The organism is Pontibacillus yanchengensis, assembly GCF_009856295.1.
Classification (GTDB): domain Bacteria; phylum Bacillota; class Bacilli; order Bacillales; family BH030062; genus Pontibacillus; species Pontibacillus yanchengensis_A.
The window spans coordinates 97,012-115,136 of sequence record NZ_WMEU01000005.1 but is presented as its reverse complement, the minus strand read 5'-3'; the positions used below and the strand labels follow the sequence as shown (position 1 = coordinate 115,136).

The following is an 18,125-nucleotide window of genomic DNA, read 5'->3' as shown; positions in this document are numbered from 1 at the left end:
ACACCTCCGCAACAGTATATTCTCTTATAATATACGTTACCGTTCCATTCCTATCCAAAACCACTTACTGAGACGAGGAACCTGTCCCTTCGTCCCAGTACGCGCTATAAAGCTTTCCTAGTTGTTGGTTTAATTCTTCTATCGGAACAATTCGGGCTTTTCGGAACATTTCTCTTCCTTCCACTGATACAATTAAAACAGGTACAGTAAAAATTTCATATTCTCCTGCAATCTCTGGAATCTCATCTGCATCTACATATAGGGTAGATACTTTTTGATAATCTTCCAATAGTTCTTCTACCTGTGGAAGTAAGGAATGGCAAACAGAACAGTTCGGTCTAGAAATATATAATAGGGAAATATCTTCTTGTTGTACGAAGGATCGCACTTCTTCTATTGATTGTGCACGTTTCATTTACATCAACACCTTTTATTTTTCTACCTGTATTATATCAGGTTCTCTTTGTAGAATCGCTATTTTTGCTTACCCCCATACGTATATAAAGGAAGGTCCGCCATATGGTTTATACTGTCGTACAAGGGATAGTACTGATTGTTGTTATATTGAGTTTATTATCTATTGCCTATTTTTCAATAAAAAATGGTATAACCCCAACGCCCACGAACACTCGCGTCAAAAAAGAAGTACTCTCTTTGACCAAGTCTTATCAACCAATGAAGGTCGCTGATTTCGGAGCGGGATTTGGCACCATGGCTTTTGGTTTCGCCAAGACATTCCCTAATGCCAGGGTAGATGCATATGAAACCTCATGGATTCCATTTTTTCTAATGAAGGCTCGCCTACGGATGAGCGATCATGCTAATCTCTATATTTGGAAAAAAGATTTTTTCCACGTCGATTCCTCTCAGTATGATGTGGTCTTTTGTTATTTATACGTTGACGCAATGACGAAGCTTCGTAATAAGGCATCTCCCACTAGACTTATCACTCATACGTTTGCTTTACCAGGTCATCATCCTGAGAAACAAGTTTCAATTGGGGTGACTCCGATTTATGTGTATAAAATGGAAGGTTAGAAACTCGGCGCTTGAGCAAAAACAGAGAATACGAAAACGTGTAAAAAAATCGTGTGATGATAAGTTCATCACACGACCCCACATGAAACGGATCCATTTTTCTGCAAGTACTTTTGGTGGTATTCTTCAGCATCATAAAAAGGTGCAGATTCAGTAATTTCGGTTACAATAGGACGTTTGAAAATCCCTTTATTGGACCACTCTTGCAATTTTTGTTCGGCAATTTCTTTTTGCTCCTCATCTCCATAGAAGATAATGGAACGATATTGCGAGCCTACATCTTCACCTTGGCGATTGATAGATGTTGGGTCATGGCATTCAAAAAATACATCGACTAGTTGTTGGTAGGAGATAATGTCTGGATCAAATTCAATTTTGGTTGTTTCAGCATGACCTGTCGTCCCTGTTTTGACCAACTCATAGGATGGATTCTCAACATGGCCGCCTGAATAACCAACTCGAGTCGTCACAACGCCATTAAGTCGTTCAAAAAATGCCTCTACTCCCCAAAAACATCCTGCCGCAAACAATGCTGTTGCCATAATCATCTCTTCCTTTCTCTGTAACGAAAACTTCTATCGTAGAGATCGACGAGCCTTTTATTTACGTAAAAGACCCCTTTCTCATCCAAGAAAGGGGTCGTAAGTATATAACCGTACGATCCTCTCATCTCCCAAGGTCTTCACCTTGCAGGAATTGGCACCGTTCCAATTAATAATAAATTGATTGAATGGTTGCCGGGCATCAAAGGGCCAGTCCCTCCGCCTCTCTGGATAAGAAGTTAGCGCTATTTAAATTATTTGTTAACACACATCATACATACATTTGGTAGCGAAGTAAAGTAATAAACTACATTTTTTCTTATGAGGTAGTGTATGATGGTCTATGTAAAAACATGATAGTTGTTTTTTATAAATAACCTGCCATCCCATACAGGTGGTTAAGTTCCCGCAGTCGTATCGATTTAAGGGATGGCATTACGTATAAGAATACCACAGGCTTAAGAGAAAGGCAATTAATAACGTGCCACACTTGAACCTGGAGAATCCCTTCCACTTTGTAGAATGGTTTTCCTTTTCTAAAAAGGTAGCTACCCCCTATAATAGGATGAAAAAGGAGTGTTGTTTCATGTTTAAACCAATTGCTACAGATCAAGCACCAGCAGCTATTGGACCTTATTCCCAAGCTGTAGACCTAGGAAATTTACTATTCGTATCTGGACAAATCCCGTTAGATCCAGAAACACAAGCCTTCGTTTCTGATGACGTAAAAGAGCAAACAGAACAAGTGATGAAAAACGTTGGCGCGATCTTGAAAGAAGCCGGCTTGGATTACAAGCACATCGCCAAAGCCAACATTTATCTTGATAACATGGACGACTTCGCTGTAGTAAACGAAGTGTACGCAAGCTTCCTAAGCGAACCATATCCTGCCCGCGCAGCCATTGAGGTAGGACGCCTACCAAAAGGTGCTAAGGTTGAAGTGGAAGCAATTGCTGTGAAGGAATAGTAATACGAAATGGGAGCAAAACAAGTGAGCTGAGGCAGCTCACTTGTTTTTTGTGTGATTGCTATTTGTCAGAATTGGGTGTCTAAGCACGTATATCCGCTGATTTGGCGCAGATATCCGCACTTTTCTGCTCTTATCCGCTACTTTAGCGTTTTCACCTCTACAACACTAATCCTCATCCTTTACATCCATGTCCTCCGGTAGTGGTTCATTCAAAATCTGCTGAACATATTCGCGGTATTTTTCCATTTGTTCGAAATGAGTGTTGAATTGTTCTTTGTTAATTAGAAATTGCTCGCCGTCATGTAAGGAACGGATGCGGTTCTGTTGGACTAGTTTTTCTATATAGGCTTCTGGGAGTTCTAAATATTCTGCTGTTTCTTGTATGGTTAAGTACATAACCTGCCCCCCTCTTCTATCTTGCGTTTTCATCCATATGCGGAAATGGAAGACCTGTATCTACTTCTCCAGTAATACGTTCCGTAGCTACATCATCTCCAGCTAACCACTTATCAAAATCAAAAACAATCCCTGATCTCCACCTAATGCAAACCATGCCTTTTTCTCCTGAGGAAAATACGCTGATGTGTGGATGGTGCCTGCCCAATTTTTGTATTGCTTTGAGAACACACCCTTGTCAGTATCATTTAATAATCGGAAGGCCTCATAGGGAGAGCTCAGCTGATCTTTTTGTTGATTCATCGTATCTAAACGGCGATAGGAATCAGCTAAATAATTTCTGTTTTCGTCTTTCATACATTCAAAATGATTCGTGCATGCATTGGATTGGCGAACTTCGACTCCTCGCGGGGATGTTTCGACCACATAGGTTTGCCCACTCGCATCAAACACAATGTAGCTAAAGGAATGGCGATGCGGAATCTCTTGCAGCATCGCTACCGCTTCCTCAACAGTTGCACAGCTCTCTAAAATCAGCCTTCCAATCATGCAGCAGATGAACCCTTCACCTGGTTTTTTTCGATGCATGAAGTTATAACCAAGTGCTAAGCCTTTTTCATTCATCCCATCCATACGTCCAGTAATACGCTGAGAAGGTCCGATAATAGCATAGCCTTGATCACTTGGCTGGAAAAATACGAACCGACCTTCATACGTTTTTGGCTGATAGTCATAGTTACGCACCATGTAGTCGTCACCGGTTAAGATCGAACAACCTGACTTCACGTAATCAAGACGATACCCGCCAAACTCCATCAACACCCGCTCCATCGGCCAATCCATTGCATCTTTGATTCCGACTAGCTCATCCCAAACACCTGGTGCAAAGCGGAGAATCGCGTCTTTCACTTCCTGCTCTTCTACTGAAAACCTAGGTTTGCGTAGCTTCCACTGTTTCTCTCTATTTTCTACTGTTAACGAATCTTTAAGTAACTCACCTTGCATATATCCAAAATCATAATGCGTACCTCGAAATTGCAAAACATCGCTATAAATTTGCTTCATATGTATCCCTCGTTTTTATGGTGCTAGACCCCCACCACTTCTCAGCGATAACGTATCAACGCCCTGGAGGTCAGGCACCTTATAATCTTTATCTGATTTATCGTAACTGATTTGACAGGGACTTCGCAAAGCTTTCACTTTTCAAACAGATAGTTTCAGATAAAGATTTCGTAGAATGTTCACTAGTTTTGACATATACTGTCGAATCCCACAACAAAAGCTTACAGTTTTTATGAAGTTCTGTTACTTTTAAAGATGAGATGCTATTCGGAGTTACATCCGCATTTGCTTCACAACGTTTTACTGTTTTACACCCCATAACAATTCACAAAAAGGAGAGGGAGTAAATGGAATTAGATCAGCTAGAACGTAATACCTCAGTGGAAGAAGCTAAAAAGAAAGACAAAACAAAGCCATACTTAACTGCATTAATTGGATGGAGTTTAGAGGCTATTGAAGCAGCTTCCCGTATGAATCGACCTTTCGTCGTTGTTGGTCCTCCTGATTTTGAAAGCTATGCAAAGAAGCATGATTTACAGTTTGTTGGTTGGGATTTCAGTAGACTTAATGAAAGCTCAGATAATTTATATAAACAACTTCAGTCGTTAGGCGTTGAACTAGCGATTCCTTTATATGAAGAATGTGTGGAATGGGCTGGTGCCCTGAACGCTCGTTTCCGTGAGGACCCACGCATATTCAACCGTTCTTGGTTACTGCGTGATAAAGGTATGATGAAGCGAAAAGCACAAATTGCAGGCATCAAAGTAGGCGTTTTTGAAGAAGCCAGAACGAAAGATGATGTAAAACGATTCTTAGAGCGTGTGAATCAAGCCTTACTTAAAATAGATGGGGATCATTTTGATCCTATCCATGTGAAACCACTTGATAAAGCAGGATCTGTGGGGCACCTTGCAATTGACACAGTAGAAGATATTAGTCAGCTAGAAGATGTAGATTTCCCACTATTGATGGAGAGTCACTTAGATGGTCAGGAGTTTTCTTGCGAGGCATTTATCCATAAAGGAAAAGTGCAATTCTTGAACATCACAGAATATATTCGCTTGGGCTATTCTAACTTTGTACCAGCTTCCCCATCCTTACAAGCCAAACGACCATTAATTGAAAAAGCAGTTCAGCAGTTAGTAGATGCTTTTGAAATTGAATATGGAGTCATTCACCCTGAGTATTTCATTATGCCAGATGGTACGTTACATTTCGGCGAAGTTGCAGCTCGTGTACCTGGTGGACATATCTTTGATTTAATTGAGCGAGCATATGGATTTAGTGCTTATGAAGCGCAAATTTTGTGTAGTGATCCGAATACAACACAGGAGGAGATAGACGCCTTCTTCCCAAGTGCTGATAATTTTCAAGGATATGCTGGTTGTTTAATGGTTCACCCTGACATTGATTATGTTGAGGATCTCAACATTCCTGAAGAGTTAGAGCAGCATCCATACTTTTTGAAGCATGATATGTTCACACCACCTCAAGGGAAAGTTGCCGAGCGAGTTGGTTTTGGTAATCATTACGGAACGATATTTATGTTTGGTAAAGATAGTGATGAGATGACTGACCTATTGAAACTGTATGAACAATATAATTTCTACCGTTAAGTAACAGAAGCTCTTTTAGAAAGGAGAGGTGATATGGCTCAGCCTACTATTATTGTCGTCGAACGATTCCAAAAAGCGTTAGACACTTTAGATCAAGCACCGCCCTTTGCCAAAGCAAGATACCAAACAGATGTGTATCAGGAGGCAAACCGTTTAATTGAAATGGAAGACGGATTTGAGCATTTATTTCAGTATGCTCACCGTTTTGAAAAAGCTGGTGTATTTCAGGATGGACCATGGGAGGATGCAGCGAAATTGCAAGCTCCCCTTGTATCAGGATCCCTAAAAGCAAAAGGATTACCAATGATTATTGAAGTCCTAAGTGAACTACGGATGCTTGCGATTGCAAAGGAAATCTACCAAACTCAGAACGTACCCGCGCAGATAGCAGAAGATTTCTTAAATGAAATCATGGCGCTTAACTTAAATTTATTGTTTCCGAATTCATCTGAAAGCGATCGTATAGAAAAACACGAGAATGATGAGAAAGCGAGTGAACTGTTTCAGTTTCTCGCAAGCTATTTATCTACTAATGAACTAACGAAAACACTCATCCAAGAAATTGAACGACTAACAGCCCAACGTCCTATTATGATCAAACGTGTCGTATCGATGATCAAAATGGCTAAAGGCATGTTAGATACCGATTTAGATGAAGAACATAAAAACGAGTTAAGAGGGTTCATTGCAGCCATTGAAGGTCCTTCCCCGTTAAGCGAGCAATACACTGATGTGAATGCATATCGCTTACGTTTAAAAGACCTTTCTCGTGGAGAACTGATTTCCGAAAGTGTAGCCTTGGCTAAGTCGATGCGCGAAACTGGATTAGTAGCTCCCCATCATGCTACGTTAATTCGCTTTTTGACGAAGCGCATGCCTGGGATTCTACCTTACGCCTTACAACTAAATAGCAAAGGAATTGCGAATCTAGAAGAGAATAATGAACTGGTTCTGCAGCTCATAAAATCTTCCATCTTCCCTGCAACCCGCCAAGCTATCTACGGATTAGCCTTAATGCTCGAGCGTGGAGTTCTTTCATCTTCTCCTGTCGCTCCAGGACTTCGTAGATTAATTGAACTCGATATCCGTGCAGACGTGCGCAGTGCACTCTATCAATCTTCACAAAATGGAGAAGGATTAACAGCGAACAGCATCCTTGTAGCTGGTACGATAAGCGTTCTAGGCCAACCACTTGGCGTTGGACAAGGATTCAATCCTACTTGCCAAGCTGCCAGAGGGATTAGTCTATGGGCTCAACACGCTCCTGGATTTTTGCTAGAAATCATTCCTCGAGCTGCTCGTGATGGCGACATTGATTTCACCTTTGAAGGGGCATCGATTCACTCAAAAAACCTTAGTGGCGGACTTGCTCCTGATCTTCATACTGAGCTTGACCCTGTTTCGCTTGTGTTAGTACCACACCTTGACCGGATTTATAGCGAAATGATGGCAAGAGTGGCTTTGCGTGGAGAAGATGGTCACCGTTGGGTCAATCCTGCTTTCTATGGTAACTGGGTTCAAAAAGGATTCAGCACGGTCATTGATCCCATTACAGGTTACATTCACGATTACCCAGGATTCGTGCGTCTTTTTTATGCAACCCATCACCCTGAATACAATGATGATTATGAAATGATTTATCCAAATCCCGTTGGTATCTTCATTACGAACGTTCATGGAAAACTACTTGGTTTCCATGCGGTATCCATCATAAGGATTGATAAAGATCCAAGCGGAGAATATCGTATTTACTTTTATAATCCAAATAACGATGGTTCCCAAAACTGGGGACAAAACATTGAGCCAGGTGTGACTGGAAACGGTGAGCAAGAAGGCGAAAGCTCCCTACTTTTCCACGAATTCACTTCCAGACTCTATGCATTTCACTACAACCCATATGAACAAGGCGAAGCATACGCGGTTGATGCTCAACTTGTCCAAAAAACCCAGAACCTCGCAAAAGAGAGCTGGGGCAAGGATTATACTTGGATTTAGAAGCAAAAGCTCAGGGCGCCCGGTTAGCGACGTACAAACTTTCCAACAATGGTTCAGAGGAAGTTCGATTAAAACCGCTGCGTCACGCAGCAACATCGAACCAACCTACGTCCTGTAGACCGAAAGGAAAGAGCTCAAGCGTTCGATGTTGACTTATCGCAACGAGGAGCAGGAAGTTTGCTAGTCGCTGGGCGCTGGAGCTGGATATATATATTAGATCCACAAATTATATTTTACACAACATACTAAAGCCAGGACCTATTAATCAGGTCCTGGCTTTTATTATTATCTGCTATTTTAGGGTCTGCTCGCTTTTAGCTTGAATCTGTACTCATCACTCTTAAAGTAGCTCTCTGTATATTCAAAAATGGTTCCATTGTCTAATACACTATACGATTGTATTTTTAACAAAGGCATTGTTTCATCAACAGTTAAAGCCTCAGCAATATCAGGTTCAGGTAAAATAGGGATTACTTCTTGATAACTTTCTTTGATCTTCATCCCGACTTCCCTCTCGATGTAGTCATATTTCGAACCTTGCATGGTGCTATAAGATAAATTTGGAAACATACTTACTGGAACATATGTAATCTCTAGTACGTAAGGAATATCTTCAACGATTCTCAGTCTTCTTATATAGAACACCTTTTCCTCCTCAGGAACATTAAGCATACTTCGTACATGTTCTGTAGGAGTCATTAATTGAAAATCGAGAACTTTATTTACTGGTTGCTTGTTAAACTTTCTCATTTCCTCTGTAAACCCTACAAGTTCAAATATATTATGCTCTACCTTACGTTCCCTTACATACGTCCCACTACCTTGTATTCTTTCCAGCAGCCCTTCTTCTACTAACGTTTTGATGGCCTGACGGATGGTAACGCGCGATGCAGTATATTGCTCAGACAAATGCGCCTCTGTCGGAATAGACTCCCCTTCTTTCCAATTCCCTTCTTTTATTTCATTCTTTATTTGGGTAGCAATCTTTCTATATAAAGGATCTGCCATATGTAGTCCTCCTGTTAGTTCTATAAGCCTATTATAACGAATTTCACACAAAAACTCGACTTTATATGTTGACGCTTTCATAAAAAGGTATTATATTTGTATTAAATTAATGAAGATACAAATATAATACCTATTAAATATTTGGGAGGTTCAAAGAATGAAAAGACAAAACCTAGTAGTGGTTGGTGCAGGCAGTACATACACCATTGGTATGATCATGAGCTTAATTGCAGAAAAAGAACAGTTCCCGCTAAAATCCATCACCTTTTATGACACAGATGTAGACCGACAAGAACAGGTAGCAAAAGCCTCCGAAATCATTCTTAGAGAGCGCTACCCAGAACTGGATAGTTTTCACTATACGACCGATAAACAAGAAGCTTTCTCAAACGCAGATTTTGTTTTTATTCAAATTCGTACTGGCGGTCTTGCTATGAGAGAAAAGGATGAACAAATCCCTCTCCGCTACGATGCGGTTGGTCAAGAAACGTGCGGTCCTGGGGGAATGGCTTATGGCCTACGCTCCATTGGCGATATGATTCAGCTCGTAAACGATGTTCGCTCCTTTTCGCCTGATGCGTGGATATTAAACTATACAAATCCAGCTGCGATTGTAGCAGAAGCTTTGCGACGCGAATTTCCAGAAGACAACAAAGTCCTCAACATTTGCGATATGCCTGCTGCTATCATGGTTAGCTATGCAAGCATTCTAGGAAAAGAAGTCTTTGATCTCGTACCCGAATACTTCGGGCTAAATCACTTTGGCTGGTTCACTAAAATTTATGATAAACAAGGTGTGGACCATACAAACACATTAAAACGAGCTATTACAGAAGATGGCTTCATCCCTGAAGATGCAGAAATTGCGAATGATCCGAATTGGATCAAAACGTTCAAACAAGTAGAACAGATGGTGACAGACTTCCCTGAATACTTACCTAATACGTATTTACAGTATTATTTATACCCAACTCAAATGGTAGAAAAAGAAGATCCAACCAACACTCGAGCTCGCCAAGTAATCAATGGTAGAGAAAAAAGAGTACACACATTAGCCGATCAAATCATCAAAGATGGATCGACCGAAAATGTAGAATTAGAAGTGGATATACATGGTCGATATATGGTTCGAGTAGCAGCTTCGATGGCTTATAACAACGAAGATATATTTATCGTAATGGTTGAGAACAACGGAACGATTGCCAACCTTCAGGATGATGTCATGGTAGAAGTACCAGCTATGATTACAAACCGTGGACCTAAGCCTTTCTCTGTTGGAAATATTTCTACTTTTTATAAAGGTTTAATCGAAAACCAACTTGCTTATGAAAAGCTCGTCGTAGATGCATACGAACAAAACAGCTATGAGAAAGCCTTACAAGCACTGACGTTAAACCGGACTGTCGTTGACGTTCCAAAAGCACGAAAAATACTTGATGACCTTATCGATGCGAATAAAGACTATTGGCCAACTCTCCATGCAAACAAGCAACATGTCGTAACTTCATAGAATGGCTCAGAACCGGAACAGGGTTCCGGTTCTTTTCTACCCATAAAAGAAAGCGGTTACTAAAAAGGGGGATAATACATGAAGAAATATTTCGGAAGCCTACAAAAGTTCGGAAAGTCACTAATGGTGCCTGTGGCCTTGCTTCCAGCGGCAGGTATTTTACTAGGTTTCGGTGCTGCTCTGACAGGGCCACTCGTCGATACACTCACCTTCCTACAAAATGATATCGTTCAGTTTATTGGGAAAGGCATGTCTGATATCGGCATTAGCATTTTTAACAACTTGGCTGTCATTTTTGCTATTGGTGTTGCTATTGGCCTTACCGGTGGATCTGGTATTGCTGCTCTTGCTGCATTACTAGGTTATATCATCATGAACAAAACCATTTCCTTTGCCCTCAGTATTACGCCTGAAATGGCTTCCAATAACGGTGAGTATGGGATGGCGCTTGGCATACCCACGCTTGAAACAGGCGTGCTTGGGGGAATTGTCGTTGGTTTATTAGCCGTATGGATTTATAACAAGTTCCATGAATTTGATCCTCCAGAAGTTCTAGGTTTCTTTGCAGGAGATCGATCTGTTGGAATTGCAATGGTCTTCTCTTCCATCTTTCTCGCTATGGCTATGATGGTCGTTTGGCCTCCAATCCAAACAGGTATCAATACCGTAGCCAATATCATTTCAAACGGAGCTACAAACCCACTTTACATCGGATTATATGGTTTTCTAGAACGTGCCTTAATCCCAACAGGATTACACCATATCTGGTATGCTCCATTTTTATGGACACCTCTCGGCGGAACAACTGAAGTAGCTGGTAATCAAGTTTCTGGTGATCAATACATTTTCCTTGCCCAAGTTTCAGAGGGTGTGAAAGTAACCGCTGGTCGTTACATGGCTGGTAAATTCCCAGTAATTATGTTCGGGCTGGTTGGTGCTGCTCTTGCTATGTACCGTCAAGCAGATTTGAAGAACCGCCCAGTCGTAAAAGGCATGTTAGTTGCAGCAGCAGGTACAGCATTCTTAACGGGAATCACAGAGCCTATTGAATTTACATTCTTATTTGTTGCACCCTTCCTGTTTCTTTTCCACTCGCTTCTAGCAGGAATTTCCTTTGCAGTTATGTACATGCTAGATGTCCACCTTGGCTGGGCAGGTGGATCAGGATTAATTGACTACATTCTTGTTAACGCCATTCCTGGAACAAATAACTGGTGGGTCAATATCGTTGCTGGTGCTGTATTCTTTGTAATCTATTATTTCTCTTTCTCTTTTGCTATAAAAAAATGGGACCTTGCCACACCTGGACGTGGTGGACAAGACAACAAACTATTTACACGACAAGATTACAACGAACAGAAAAAAGGAAATAAAAGTGGCCAATCCAAAGAAACAGCTGTAGCGATTATGAATGCCCTTGGAGGCCAACAAAACCTTAAGCATGTAGACGCGTGCTTTACACGGTTAAGAGTAGAGGTTTCTGAACTAGATAAGATAGATGAGGATAAATTGAAAGAGCTTGGTGCATCAGGGGTAGTAAAGGTTGATCACAACATCCAAGCGATCTTTGGTGGACGATCTGACTTGTACAAAAATGAAATGAATAGAGTAATCCAAGAAACCAATGCTTCTTAGACCCAGTTCATGCCTAATTTCGAAAAGACGAAATTAGGCATGAATATTGTTTATACCTATCATTTGATATGTGTTCCTATAACGACTGCAAATAGCGATCAACCACCATGTTAAACCGCTCCGGCTCCTCTAAAAATGGACAATGGCAACTATCTTCAAAAATCTCTAAACGAGAATACGGAATTTCTTTGTGCAGATGCTCGCCGGCTGCGACAGGTATGAGTTTCTCTGCTCTTCCAAAGCAAAGTAAGGTGGGTAACGTAATCGAAGAAAAGTAGGGGCGACAATCGATAATCGATTGATCAAATAAAATAGCACTTGCAATAGAGGCTGGTACTTTCATAGTTTCTCTTAGCATCCATTTCAACTCTTCTTTAGAGAGGTCCTCTTTAAACATTAAAGGTAGAAAACCTTCCAGTAGCTGCGATTGATCTGTTTGAATATCTCTCATCATACTTGTAAGAGTAGCAAGATCAAAGGCACCAATGTCAAAATCGTCCCACTTAAAATCAGAAGCCAGCTCATCTACTATGACAGATGCTTTAATATTGTCCTCTCCATATTGGTGCAGGTATTCCCAAATCACAAACGCTCCCATCGACCAACCAATCAGCGTTACATCTTTTAACTCCAGCTTCTCCATGAACGCTTTCACATCCCGAGCATATTGAGCAACAGTATGACCAGTCTGTACTTTAGAAGCGTTACCATGTCCGCGCAAATCTAATGTTATTGCACGGTATCCCTCTTTAAAATAAGCCATTTGTTTATGGAAAAAACGACTACTCATCCACACGCCGTGAATGAAAATAACAGGCTTCCCTTCCCCTTCTGCTTTATAATACAATTCAACACCATCATCCACTTCCACATACGCCATCCCTTTGTCCTCCTCACCGTTTTTCGCATCCTTTATCTGATTCCTTCTACAGTGGTCGTTGTTCTAGTTTATGCCTACCACCTCGTCCATAGTAGGATAAGATTTACCAACACCTCATTAGATAGAAGAGAGTTATAACGTTAAGCATACAAACATAAAGGGTAAATCGAGTGGTACAAAGACTTATAACGTACTGGAGTGTTACGTGATGAACCAAAACCCATCAGCCAGAAGAAGACCTGTTGTCGCCTTAACAGGTGCAAGTGGATACATCGGAAATAATCTATTACAAAAACTGACCAAGCATGCCGATGTCATAGCCCTTTCAAGGAACATAGAGAACAAACAAGACACAGAGCATATTACGTGGCGTGCGTGTGACTTATATTCGTTAGCTGATGCTGAAAAAGCACTGGAAGGCGCTGATTTCGCCGTCTATCTTGTCCATTCTATGCTCCCCTCTGCCAAGCTTACACAAGGGTCGTTTGAAGATATGGACGTGATATTAGCTGATAATTTTGCTCAAGCTGCAAATAAACAAGGTCTGAAACAAATTGTGTACTTAAGTGGCATTATTCCTAAATCGAGACGACTTTCCCGTCACTTGCGTAGCCGTCTTCAGGTAGAAAATATTCTAAGAGCGTATGGAACACCTGTGACCACTATCCGAGCAGGCCTTATCGTTGGTCCAAAAGGGTCATCCTTCCCTATTTTAGCCAAGCTCGTTAAGCGACTACCTGTGATGCTGTTGCCTAAATGGACAAGGAAAAAGACGCACCCCATTGCACTACCAGATGTTTTATATGCTTTAGATCACAGCATCGGTAATGTTAACTTATCTGGAAAAGCGATTGATGTTGGCGGGCCACAAACGATGACCTACAAAGAAATGATGCGGCAAACAGCTCAAGCAATGGGAAAAGAACGACGTTTGATCGATGTCCCTTTTTTAACCGTCAACTTGTCCCGATTATGGGTGAGTTTAACGACTAACACACCAAAAGAAATGGTCTATCCATTGATTGAAAGCCTTGTTCATCCGATGACAACTCATCCAGAGAATATGTCTGAGGAAATTAGTTATGGCAAAATCCCATTCAAAGAAGCTGCAAGGTACTCTCTACAAGAAGAGGAAAAACAAGGCCAACAGAAAACATTGCCATCCATGAAACTTCAACCACCATCTATTCAACATGATGTACGATCTGTGCAACGAATTCCCCTACCTGATGGAAAAAAGGCTGACTGGGTAGCTCTTTATTATATAGAGTGGTTGTCTAAAATGGTACATCCTTTATTACAGGTAAGGGAAAAGGATCAGGGTCAGTATCAAATCCTGTTCCCAATCACGCATCAGCCTGTCCTGGAATTCACGTATTCACCAGAGCGTAGCACGGTAGATCGAACTCTTTTTTACATTACAGGAGGTGTATTTGAAGACGCGAAGAAAAATGAACGAGGGAGGCTAGAGTTTAGACAAATCCCTAATCAGCAAGAGTGTATCGTTGCCATACATGATTACATGCCATCATTACCATGGTTCATCTATAAATACACCCAAGCAAAAGCTCATTTATGGGTGATGCATCAATTCAAGAAACACTTACAAACCATCAATACTACTACCTCCCATCAACCCATTATTGTATAGGAAGTGGACGGACCTCCTTTGTTATAAGGAGGTTTCTTTATTATTATTAATCAAACGTTTGATCAAATTTAGCAATGCAAAATAAAGGAAGCAATATGGTTGTCTACTTCTTAAACAAGGAGTATAATTTCATAATTGGTGCTTAAGAAAATTAACGATGCTTTTTAAATAGAACTTATCATTTTTCAATACATTTATAGGTTAGGAGGATACAGAATGGTAGATCAAAATTATAATAAAGTCTTAATTGCTGCCTTGCTTCTTTCCGGATCGTTCATCGCCGTATTGAACCAAACACTAATGATTACAGCAATTCCGCCCATCATGGAAGAAATGAACATAACGGCGAATACGGCGCAATGGCTAACCACGATATTCATGCTTGTGAATGGGATTATGATTCCCATCAGTGCTTTTTTAATTGAACGTTTTACAACTCGCCAATTATTTATGACAGCGATGGCTGTATTTGCTTTTGGTACGTTAGTTGGTGCTATTGCACCCAACTATCCGGTTTTGATTATGGGAAGGGTTATTCAATCGAGTGGTGCAGGTGTGATGCTCCCGCTCATGCAAACCGTATTTCTTATGATTTTCCCTTATAACAAACGCGGTGCTGCCATGGGATATATTGGACTTGTCATCTCATTCGCTCCAGCCATCGGCCCGGCTTTATCTGGCTATATAACAGAACATTACTCCTGGAGAGTGTTGTTCCTGTTTATTCTACCAATCGCCTTTATCATTATTGGGATTGCCAATTACGCATTAAAAAATGTCACGGAACTTACCAAACCAAAAGTCGATCCAATTTCCATCATTCTTTCTTCAGCAGGGTTTGGAGGTCTATTATATGGATTCACAAGCGCTGGGAATTATGGATGGGACAGTTCCAGAACCATCGTTGTACTAGTAATCGGGGTTGTGACGCTACTTTTCTTTATCCTACGTCAATTACGACTCCATCATCCAATGCTTGAATTTAGAGTATTCAAATATCCTATCTTTACCATTGCAACCATGATTGGAATGATTGGATTTATCGGTTTAATAGGTTCTGAAACACTTATTCCACTATATATGCAAAACATGCGTGATTTCACAGCTCTACAATCTGGACTTGTTCTGTTACCTGGGGCGATTATTTCTGGATTAATGTCCCCTATTACAGGTCGTATCTTTGATAGGATTGGAGCGAGACTTTTGACGATGGTTGGTTTATCCATCATCACCGTCTCTACCTTCTTCCTTTCCTTCTTAGATACAGCGACGACATTGACTATGTTAACTGTATTTTATGCAATCCGAATGTTTGGTCTATCTATGGTCATGATGCCAGCTACTACAGCTGGATTAAATCAGCTACCAGACAAACTCATCCCTCACGGTGCAGCTATGAGTAATACGATGCGTCAGGTTTCTGCATCTGTAGGCACAGCTATCCTTGTAACCGTCATGACAAAGACAGCAGAGACCGCTCAGCAGCAATCTTCTATCGCTAACCCTGAAATACATGGCGTCAATGTAGCCTTCATGGTCATTACTGTCCTTTCCTTCTTAGGGATGGTTTTATCCTTCTTCGTAAAAAAACAAGATGGACCCGTTGAACAACAGGAAACAGAAGCAAGTTCACAGCAACAATCAACACAACAAACTCAAAACGCTTAACTGTAATTAGCTAAAATACAGGAAGTACAAGGAGGGGAATGATCATTCCCCTCCCTTTTATATTTCTAATCTTGTTATAAAACACCCCTTCTTTAACTATCCACCTACACCAAGATAATGATTGTAACCAAGAAGCACACTGAATTGACAATTTCCGCAACACCTAACTGCATAATGGTGAGTTTTTTCCCATAAAGCGTAAATGCCCGTATCACACTTGGAATAAATGCAATCATGAATAGCAAAGATTGCGTAAACAAAACGACAAGTATGAGAAGCAATGCATGATAACTCCAAGAATACCAACGGAAGGCTACATTTTTCTTTTCTCTTATCATCGTTTTAACAAAGAATGTGCTGCCTAGAAAAAACAGAAAGCATAGTATAGCAATCATCCACCCCTGCTTATCTAAGCTACCAGCTCCAAGGTAATAACTTGCCAATCCTCCTATACAAAAAACAATTATAGCTGTTACATCATTGAGAAAAGCCCGCTCTTTCTTCCTTTTAGCAAAATACAAAATCACAAAGAACAAAGGAATCATCATAAGTCCAAAATAGAGCATTTCCCACTCATTCAACAAAACAATAGCTAGAAAAAGTAAAGTGAAGCCGACATATATACCTGACCATTTATAGTACTCCTTCTTCTTTTTCCCCTTCACTAGCATCAACAATGGATAAGTTGATAAATAAAGAAATAACCATCCTAGGAACAACGGGACATGTGTACTAGTAAATGCGCTTGAGGTTATTCCTAATAGAAATGGTACAAGTAGCATAGCCCATGCTCCATGTTGCTTTGGTAGTAATGGTTTCATTGCAATCCCCTCTTTTCTATCTAGGTACCTTTATTATAATGAACGAAAAATAGAATGAATGTGATAAATTTCACATACATATGTTCTTTCTATTTTTATGATAGAAGTAACTAAAATTAGGGGGTATGTATATGATCGATCGAGACTTTAATAAGAATCCCTTTATTGTCATATGGGAACTAACAAGAGCGTGTGAGTTACATTGTCTTCACTGCCGAGCGGAAGCTCAATACACCCGCCATCCACTTGAATTGACTTTTGAAGAAGGAAAACAATTAATAGATTCCATTTATGAAATGGACAACCCTATGCTTGTGTTCACCGGTGGTGACCCTCTCATGAGGCCTGATGTCTATGATATTGCCTCTTATGCTGTTCAAAAAGGTGTTCGGGTATCCATGACACCGAGTGCAACACCAAATGTAACCAAAGAAGCAATTAAGAAAGCCAAAGATGTCGGTCTTGCTCGTTGGGCTTTTAGCTTGGATGGCCCCAATGCAAAAATACACGATCACTTCAGAGGTACTTCTGGATCATTCGACCTAACGATGAACGCGATTGAGTATATACATGAATTATCCTTGCCCTTACAAATTAACACTGTCATTTCACGCTATAATGTGGACGTGTTAGACGAAATGGCAGACTTGATCCAGACATTAGGGTGTGTGCTTTGGAGTGTGTTCTTCCTTGTACCAACTGGAAGAGGGAAAGACAGCGATATGATTTCACCGGCTGAACATGAAAAAGTCTTCCGTTGGTTAAACGACTTACAAGGAAACGTATCCTTCGACATTAAAACAACAGCCGCTCAACATTACCGCCGAGTAGTCATTATGGATAAGATGAGAAAAAATAAAGATAAACAAACTGAAATTCAATATGTAGATGCTTTGCATGCTGGGAAGACGGGGCAATTTGATGGGCTTGGACGTGCCCCTAGAGGTGTAAATGACGGAAATGGATTTGTGTTTATCTCTCATATTGGGGATGTTTACCCAAGCGGCCTATTACCAGTTAAAGCAGGTAATGTTCGAACAGAATCTTTAGCTGACATATACCGCCACTCCCCTGTCTTCAAGAGTTTACGAAACCCAGATGAATATAAAGGTAAATGTGGTGTATGCGAATACCGTTATGTATGTGGCGGTTCTAGGTCAAGGGCCTATGCACTTACTGGAGACTACTTAGAGAGTGAACCAGCTTGTGTGTATATCCCCAAAAGCATGCGAAAGACCAAAGGCTAAGAACAAAAGCTCGGGGCGCCAGAACCTTTTTTTACTTCTAAAAAAGTAACCAACATACACAAAGTTGTCATAAAACAAGTTGT

Annotated in this window: 15 protein-coding genes, 1 pseudogene and 1 riboswitch; of the genes and pseudogenes, 9 read left to right on the top strand and 7 right to left on the bottom strand. The window is 40.7% G+C overall.

What is annotated here, in order from left to right; translation table 11 throughout:
* Positions 1-64: 64 nt before the first annotated feature.
* A complete protein-coding gene (locus GLW08_RS15265) occupies positions 65-415 on the bottom strand; it encodes a thioredoxin family protein (RefSeq protein WP_160849515.1) in 351 nt (116 codons plus the stop codon).
* Positions 416-519: 104 nt separating this feature from the next.
* On the opposite strand from GLW08_RS15265, the gene GLW08_RS15260 reads away from it, so the two are divergent.
* Positions 520-1,038, top strand: a complete 519-nt coding sequence (locus GLW08_RS15260) for a class I SAM-dependent methyltransferase (protein ID WP_160849514.1) — start codon at positions 520-522, stop codon at positions 1,036-1,038.
* Positions 1,039-1,106: 68 nt separating this feature from the next.
* On the opposite strand, the gene msrA is transcribed toward GLW08_RS15260, so the two are convergent.
* Positions 1,107-1,580 carry a peptide-methionine (S)-S-oxide reductase MsrA gene (msrA, locus tag GLW08_RS15255; RefSeq protein WP_160849513.1) on the bottom strand — a complete coding sequence of 158 codons (474 nt, stop codon included), beginning with the start codon at positions 1,578-1,580 and terminating at the stop codon, positions 1,107-1,109.
* Between the two features lie 121 nt (positions 1,581-1,701).
* A riboswitch (SAM riboswitch) is annotated at positions 1,702-1,818 on the bottom strand.
* 348 nt (positions 1,819-2,166) lie between these two features.
* On the opposite strand from msrA, the gene GLW08_RS15250 reads away from it, so the two are divergent.
* On the top strand, positions 2,167-2,547 hold the full coding sequence (locus GLW08_RS15250) for a RidA family protein (RefSeq protein ID WP_160849512.1): 381 nt from the start codon (positions 2,167-2,169) through the stop codon (positions 2,545-2,547).
* A 168-nt stretch (positions 2,548-2,715) separates the two neighbouring features.
* Here the strand turns inward: GLW08_RS15250 and GLW08_RS15245 are convergent, their stop codons facing one another.
* Positions 2,716-2,946: an excisionase family DNA-binding protein gene (locus GLW08_RS15245; protein ID WP_160849511.1), complete on the bottom strand. Its 231-nt coding sequence runs from the start codon at positions 2,944-2,946 to the stop codon at positions 2,716-2,718.
* 16 nt (positions 2,947-2,962) lie between these two features.
* Positions 2,963-4,011: pseudogene (locus tag GLW08_RS15240) on the bottom strand (C45 family autoproteolytic acyltransferase/hydolase).
* Positions 4,012-4,358: 347 nt separating this feature from the next.
* On the opposite strand from GLW08_RS15240, the gene GLW08_RS15235 reads away from it, so the two are divergent.
* Complete coding sequence (locus GLW08_RS15235; RefSeq protein WP_160849510.1) at positions 4,359-5,627, top strand: ATP-grasp domain-containing protein; 1,269 nt, start codon at positions 4,359-4,361, stop codon at positions 5,625-5,627.
* A gap of 33 nt (positions 5,628-5,660) precedes the next feature.
* Entirely contained in the window at positions 5,661-7,622 is a 1,962-nt protein-coding gene (locus GLW08_RS15230; protein ID WP_160849509.1) for a hypothetical protein, read from the top strand.
* Between the two features lie 297 nt (positions 7,623-7,919).
* Here the strand turns inward: GLW08_RS15230 and GLW08_RS15225 are convergent, their stop codons facing one another.
* Complete coding sequence (locus tag GLW08_RS15225; RefSeq protein WP_160849508.1) at positions 7,920-8,630, bottom strand: GntR family transcriptional regulator; 711 nt, start codon at positions 8,628-8,630, stop codon at positions 7,920-7,922.
* Positions 8,631-8,787: 157 nt separating this feature from the next.
* Between GLW08_RS15225 and GLW08_RS15220 the strand changes: the two genes are divergently transcribed.
* Complete coding sequence (locus GLW08_RS15220) at positions 8,788-10,140, top strand: 6-phospho-alpha-glucosidase (protein ID WP_160849507.1); 1,353 nt, start codon at positions 8,788-8,790, stop codon at positions 10,138-10,140.
* 78 nt (positions 10,141-10,218) lie between these two features.
* Positions 10,219-11,775 (top strand): PTS transporter subunit EIIC, encoded by a 1,557-nt coding sequence (locus GLW08_RS15215; protein ID WP_160849506.1) that lies wholly within the window; start codon positions 10,219-10,221, stop codon positions 11,773-11,775.
* 76 nt (positions 11,776-11,851) lie between these two features.
* Here GLW08_RS15215 and GLW08_RS15210 read toward each other — a convergent pair whose 3' ends face one another.
* Entirely contained in the window at positions 11,852-12,655 is an 804-nt protein-coding gene (locus tag GLW08_RS15210) for an alpha/beta fold hydrolase (protein ID WP_160849505.1), read from the bottom strand.
* 208 nt (positions 12,656-12,863) lie between these two features.
* Here GLW08_RS15210 and GLW08_RS15205 point away from each other — a divergent pair, with 208 nt between their 5' ends.
* Positions 12,864-14,306: an NAD(P)H-binding protein gene (locus GLW08_RS15205; RefSeq protein WP_160849504.1), complete on the top strand. Its 1,443-nt coding sequence runs from the start codon at positions 12,864-12,866 to the stop codon at positions 14,304-14,306.
* 216 nt (positions 14,307-14,522) lie between these two features.
* On the top strand, positions 14,523-15,974 hold the full coding sequence (locus GLW08_RS15200) for a DHA2 family efflux MFS transporter permease subunit (RefSeq protein WP_160849503.1): 1,452 nt from the start codon (positions 14,523-14,525) through the stop codon (positions 15,972-15,974).
* Between the two features lie 104 nt (positions 15,975-16,078).
* Here GLW08_RS15200 and GLW08_RS15195 read toward each other — a convergent pair whose 3' ends face one another.
* Positions 16,079-16,795 (bottom strand): YwiC-like family protein, encoded by a 717-nt coding sequence (locus GLW08_RS15195; protein WP_160849502.1) that lies wholly within the window; start codon positions 16,793-16,795, stop codon positions 16,079-16,081.
* A gap of 131 nt (positions 16,796-16,926) precedes the next feature.
* On the opposite strand from GLW08_RS15195, the gene GLW08_RS15190 reads away from it, so the two are divergent.
* Positions 16,927-18,042, top strand: a complete 1,116-nt coding sequence (locus GLW08_RS15190; protein WP_160849501.1) for a TIGR04053 family radical SAM/SPASM domain-containing protein — start codon at positions 16,927-16,929, stop codon at positions 18,040-18,042.
* Positions 18,043-18,125: the final 83 nt, after the last annotated feature.